Here is a 5,877-nt window from a genome sequence, read left to right as displayed (position 1 = left end):
CTAATATCGGCTACTTCACTGAGTAATCGAAGATTAGTGTGTTGAGTCATAAGAACTCTCCGAATCGGCTTGCTTAACTAGAAAACAGGCTTTTTTAGTCGAACCATCGCACTTGTAAAACTTTGCGTCTGCCCATCCACACCGTTTTGCTTCGTTCAAAAACCACTGCTCCATTGTTACTGTGAGCTTCTTTCGTGTGTCATGGTGATGCTTGTTATAAATATTCATCACACGATCATATCCACAAATAATCGAGTCGTTTTCTTCTGCCGACATTGGGAACTGATATTGCGCACGCTTTTGGGCTTTTCCACTAGTAGGAACAACGGTTTCTTGAATATTTTGAGGATAACCATCTTCATTCAGAAGCTTTTTCTGAATGAAAGTAGCTGTAATTTCTTGCACTCGCGCTATTATTTGGTAATCTTGATGCATAAATAAATCTCCTATATGTCTAATCGTCGTATTGAGGTTTAGATAAGGTTCGGGTGGCCGCCTGAACCTTATCAATCACATCAAATAAAATGCAGTAGAGCTCCTACAGATTACATGATAAAGTCATATTAGTATGTATCAAAATTAACGTCAAGCGATTATGCACTTTTTCTCTACTGTATTTTATTGGTGAGCGATGAAGTTTTTGTTTTATTCATGAACAAGCAGTAATTTTAAAACTCTGGATGAGTATTATTGTTGTTTAGTCCGAGGACAGTCAGCTACGCCGATTTTTGAATGGTTATACAGGGTATCGAGAACACAAATGGAACGTAATATGCGTGTGGATACTGATGAACTGATGTCAGACTTCAACAAGAATTAGTCAGAGTTTAAAACATACTCACCATGTCCTATAGGCTTGGCGGGAGATGGAAGCGCAGAATCTAACCAATGTCTGTCATAAAGGTAAAGCCAGAAAAATGCAGAATTACAGTCAGATTTTATATCGCGCCGAATAGCATCATGATTTTCCAACATGTATCTTTGGATCTCTAATCGATAACGACGACGCACAGATTCAAAGTGACACTTCTTTCGCCAATCGACTAAACCAGGCACACAGGACATAACCTGCTCAACAGAGCCAACTCCTATACCACATCGTTCTGAAATCAACTCCCTGTGCATACCCGAACGAGCGAGGTGAACAATTTTATTTTTTAATTCTGATGTTAGCTGTCTAGGCTTTAAATTCAGTTTAATACCATGTTGCAGAGCTATTCGTTTTAGATAACAGCGGCTTTTTCCTGTGAGTCGAGAGACTTCTGCCATAGAGCGATTTTCTCCAAGCAATTTTAAGCATCTATTTTCAAGTTTCAGGACATTAACAAGACTAGGCTTGACCAAGGCAACATTTGGCTTCGATCGTTTTTGTGCAAACATTTCGCTTGGGTGACTAAACAACCAACTGGTAAATAGCAGGTGTCTGAATGGATGATGACTACTCTTGGGATTCAGTAACTCAGATAAATATCGATAGTCTTCACTACCGTTGGGAAGTGGAGTATCTGGCCCAGAACGATAACTGCCTACCCAAGTGATAAATTGCCGCATTAAAGGCTGCCGACGTACACTCCCGCTAGGTGTGATAAAACCTAAATCGGCTAGCCGCGATCGATAAACAGAAGATAACTCTAAAACGGGATTTTCTTTCATGAGCATTAAGATGAGATTTTGACCGAACTTAGCAACACGATATTCAATATCAAACGCAGATTGAATATCTCCATGACAAGATGGTAGTAAACCTGCATCTAAGCGATGCTTTCGTTCTTCTAATCCTATACTCTTCAATAAAATTGGATGCTTATAACAGGCTATAACACCTGGTATCTGATGTGCCCGATGCAAATAAGGTACACCAAAGCTTTGTATGTCTTGTTTCGCACAATGTTGGCACCACTTTAGACATACAGCTCCGCCACTACCAAATGATGCCAGCTGGCTTTGCCTAATGGCCTTTACACCTTCATTAGCAAGCAGATACTTTTTAAGTTCACTTGCATGCTCTGGCAAGTAAAAAATAAAAAGCGATGCTAAGGTTTGCTGGTATAAAAATTCTTCAGCGGATTCTCCAACCACATGAGATAAATGCTTTATCCCTGCTGTAAGTAAGGGATGTAATGATACTCGACTCGAGCCAAATGCTTGCTCGCAAAATGCTCCAGCTTCATCACCAGATATGGTCACATAACGGATTAACCGTCCTAGCAACAACTCATCAGGTAGCGCTGGAGGCAGAAGCATAGCTCAAACTAACCGAAAGTCTTGAGCGGGTCTTCACAGAAAAGTCCTGCCGATTTAAGAATATCCAAAGGGCCTTCCTCTTCCGATGCTCGCTGTATCAATGCAGGATCGTCAATCAGGGCATGCAAATCATCTTGATACTGTAATTCAGTGATACGCTGGGCAAATTCAGGATGGTGAGGCCGACTTAGGTCACCAGGTATAGTAACTAATTTACCTTTGGATTCAGTAATAACTTTAGCTTCTGCGGAAGCCTCAATGTTTGGCGTCTCTTTTGTAGATTCTTTTTTACGCTTTAATAGAGAAAGTCTTAATTCATCAGTTGCAGGCTTCGAGGCTCTAATAGCAATACTTGCTCCTTTATTCAATACATCGGTAGTAATCCGTTCATCTAATGAGCCTATTACTGCTCGTTGTGAAGCGTAAAATATTCGAACAGCAAGGTCCATATTACCAACTGATAAATTAAAAAGTCTGTCACTCAAGTCCTGAGTCAATGGCGTTTGAACGTTAGTCCACTGTAACTTCCATAATTCATCAACAAAAAGTCCCCACTCATCTTCTGAATTTTTAAGTAAACCAATGTCAAAATAGCCTCCACTTTCTGCTCGTCGTGCAGCTTTAAGTGTTTTGCTTAATAACTTATCGAATGGTGGATTTGCACAAAATAGAATTGGTATGCCAAGGTTATTCATCAAATTATGTAAGAAACCTAATAATCGCTCTGCGCCACCAGCTTTAGCTGTATTTAGGTTTTGCATCTCATCTATAACTAAGATCCCTAAAAAATTAGACTTCTTTTTTGCTTCACGCTGTTTTATTAACAGTGCTCTAGTATTCTGTGGTTTACTATTCATAATTTCGGGCTTTCTATCGATTTCATCTAGATTCCGATAGCAAAGCCCTTTATCACTTGAAGCATCAGGACAATCGACCTTAAGCCACACAACTTGTGTTAATGGTAATGACATACCTTTATAAGATTGATGTTTAATTACATCAGGGTAGATACTTAATACCTGCTCTAACATCGATGTTTTACCAACGCCGCTTTCGCCAATGATTGTTATCCCACACCCTTTAGGTTTAAAGAATCCAGTATTAGGCTCTATGCTAGGCCTTTCATCCAGTGAATAATGAAGGTAATTCATTGTGGTTGGCGACAGAGGTTCTTTAGATGAATATCCATCTTTTATCGCGATTTCAACAGCCCTAAAGACATCAAAGTAAACTAGCTGAGGCTGGCGAAGTCTTTTTATACGAGTTAAGTACTCCACGCGAATTTCAGGATCGTTTTGAGTATCCTCGGTTAAGCACTTTGGATAATTTGCCAATTTATCCACTAACTCTTCATCCGTTAATTTCTTAGGGAGTGATTCAATAAGTGCATTCCCGACGTGTTCAGGTAAAATAGCTTTCTGATAATAGGCATTCTCAACATACATTAGTCATGATCCTTTTTACGCTTCAGCAATGACACCACTTTTTGATTCCGCTCTTCTGACCATTGCTCAACATAATTAGTCTCTTCTTTTTTGCGTTCTACCTTTACTGAACTGCTGGACAATCGAGCATCCTCAATCGCCTCTCTTCTTCGCTCTTTCATGCCTCGTGTACGCTCCACTTTAGAGGATAAAGAAGGCGCATTCTTGGCCTCACCTCGAGCATGCTTCACAATAGCTTTTCGACGCTGATGCTGTTCTACAGATTTTGCATCAGGTTTAGCTCGTTTTTTATCGAGTTTTTTCCAATCTTCAAAAAACAAAACATCAGCTCGATGTAGACCTTCAAGACTAGAAGACTGCAACATTAATGAACATCGAGTGAATCCTTCCATTTTTTGCAGCCTCACATAAATGAATGAGGAATTATCTTGATCGATTCGTGCCTCCATTGACCAACGAGATCCAGAGCGAGCAATCGTTTTCCAATCTTCGAACTCTGGCCGATCACATTCATAGTACATATCGTCGTTGAGTCTTATTCCTTTAGATGTCATAGAAACCGTTTCTACAGGTAATAATCGACTTCTAACTTCAGCCTCATTTACCTTATTTAGGGCATGTAAATGTTTATCTAGGTGAAAATTCCAATAATTTAGAGGGCAAGGTTTATTTCCGGACTCGATAAACAAGCGGCTCTGCCCAGCTAAGCTGTCTAAGTATTGCCGATTAAGTGACAAAACCTCATCAACAAGTAATGTCGTGACTTCTTTTAGAGTAAATATGGCATCAGCTCTTGGATCACGATCCCCACGAGTATTTGGTCGCCCAAGAGTGGTTCCCTGAAGTTCGTGATTTAATCGCTTATTCAACATATTGAAACGCTGCTCTATCGTACCTTTTCGGTCGGCTCTATAAGGAGGGGCAATGCTAAGGTGACCTATCAAAGGGACCGCTAAATCTTCAGCATTTTTACAGATGAACTCCCCTCTGTCACATAAAAGACGTTGGGGAATATGATTACATGGCCAATCTTTATCTTCGATCTCGATACCAAATTGAGCACAGTACTCTTTTTTAGAAGAGGCACAATTAACCAAAGCCTGACGCCCCGCGCGCCAAGAAGCAAACTCCATTGATACATGCATACCAACAATCATCCGACTTTCTTTATCTATAATAAGATAAAGTGTTGGTCGGCCTAAAACATGGTTACGCCTAATTTCAGATACTACATGTACATCTAGAACGGTAGCATCCAACTCAAAACAACTACCAGGTACTTCAGTATGATCGGTTGATGACCCTGATAAACCTCTGAGGTTGCGGTCAAAATAACCTAAAGATGTCTGTTTTCTAATTATCTCTTGCCTAGGGATCAATCTGTTAACCCAATAAATAAAGGCCCTATAGCTCGGAACGCATACCTCACGTTGCTCAATATCTGCAGAAATTAATTCATCTGCATAAAACTCTTTTAACATCTGATCGTATACCCGACTATGAGTGGCAGCCTTTCCCTTCAAGCCATAACACTTCATCGCTTTAAGGAACTTAACTTTATCCTCTTCACTCGTATTTACCCCTTTTGGAACAATAAGCCCTGGAGTGGATACCTGAATAGGAGACCCTCTTTTTACGTCTCCAGCAATCCGTGGCTGCCCCGCGCCTCCAGAATTTTTGTATGCTGGGAGCAATGCGTTAAGCTCTTGTCCATACTTCCAAAACAGATTGAGGGACCGATATAAACCTTGAACGTATGTGTTTTGCTTCTTAGCGTGCCTTGCAACGATTTTACACCTTGGATTAAGTGAAACCTCCAGAAGAAAATTTGGATCACTGATTAACTCTTTAATTTGATGGAAACGAAAATTTCTCTTATTTTTATGTGCTTCAGAGAGCGTTTCCTCAGCAACAAGCTGGTAGAAGGGAGCTAAATAATCAGACGGGGATACTTGGCCATTTTCTATTGCTTCAATAAATATAGCGACAGAGACAGCTATGGGTCTTTGGAGATTAGAATCATCCGTAAGCCTGAGAATCACAATTATTGAATCATCAGGGTATGTAATGGTCAAGTATTTCTGGAGAGATTTTAAGCCGCTTTTTTTAACTCATTATATTTTTGATGTGGCGTCTTATAATCTATTGCTGAATGTCTGCGTTTGTAATTGTAGAACTGGATATATTG

At 40.0% G+C, this 5,877-nt stretch carries 4 protein-coding genes; all 4 read right to left on the bottom strand.

Translation table 11 applies throughout. The features are described 5' to 3' along the window. Positions 1 to 33 precede the first annotated feature (33 nt). The gene (locus H5202_RS17140; RefSeq protein ID WP_182773146.1) at positions 34 to 435 is read right to left on the bottom strand and encodes a hypothetical protein; all 402 of its coding nucleotides are present in this window, start codon (positions 433 to 435) and stop codon (positions 34 to 36) included. A 381-nt stretch (positions 436 to 816) separates the two neighbouring features. Continuing rightward, a complete protein-coding gene (locus H5202_RS17135) occupies positions 817 to 2,244 on the bottom strand; it encodes a TnsD family Tn7-like transposition protein (RefSeq protein WP_182773145.1) in 1,428 nt (475 codons plus the stop codon). Positions 2,245 to 2,252: 8 nt separating this feature from the next. Further along, positions 2,253 to 3,689 (bottom strand): ATP-binding protein, encoded by a 1,437-nt coding sequence (locus H5202_RS17130; protein ID WP_182773144.1) that lies wholly within the window; start codon positions 3,687 to 3,689, stop codon positions 2,253 to 2,255. Then, positions 3,689 to 5,764, bottom strand: coding sequence for a transposase (locus tag H5202_RS17125; RefSeq protein WP_220493921.1), 2,076 nt, complete (start codon positions 5,762 to 5,764; stop codon positions 3,689 to 3,691). The genes H5202_RS17130 and H5202_RS17125 overlap by 1 nt, the downstream gene beginning before the upstream one ends. Positions 5,765 to 5,877: the final 113 nt, after the last annotated feature.

The sequence above is a fragment of the Shewanella sp. SG41-4 genome (assembly GCF_014164505.1).
Taxonomy (GTDB): domain Bacteria; phylum Pseudomonadota; class Gammaproteobacteria; order Enterobacterales; family Shewanellaceae; genus Shewanella.
The sequence above is the reverse complement of the archived record's forward strand: the minus strand, read 5'-3'. Positions and strand labels throughout refer to the sequence as shown.

Excerpts from the sequence above, each read along its gene's own strand:
- H5202_RS17135 (WP_182773145.1), bottom strand. The coding sequence starts at position 2,244 with ATGCTTCTGCCTCCAGCGCTACCTGATGAGTTGTTGCTAGGACGGTTA.
- H5202_RS17130 (WP_182773144.1), bottom strand. The coding sequence starts at position 3,689 with ATGTATGTTGAGAATGCCTATTATCAGAAAGCTATTTTACCTGAACAC.
- H5202_RS17140 (WP_182773146.1), bottom strand. The coding sequence starts at position 435 with ATGCATCAAGATTACCAAATAATAGCGCGAGTGCAAGAAATTACAGCT.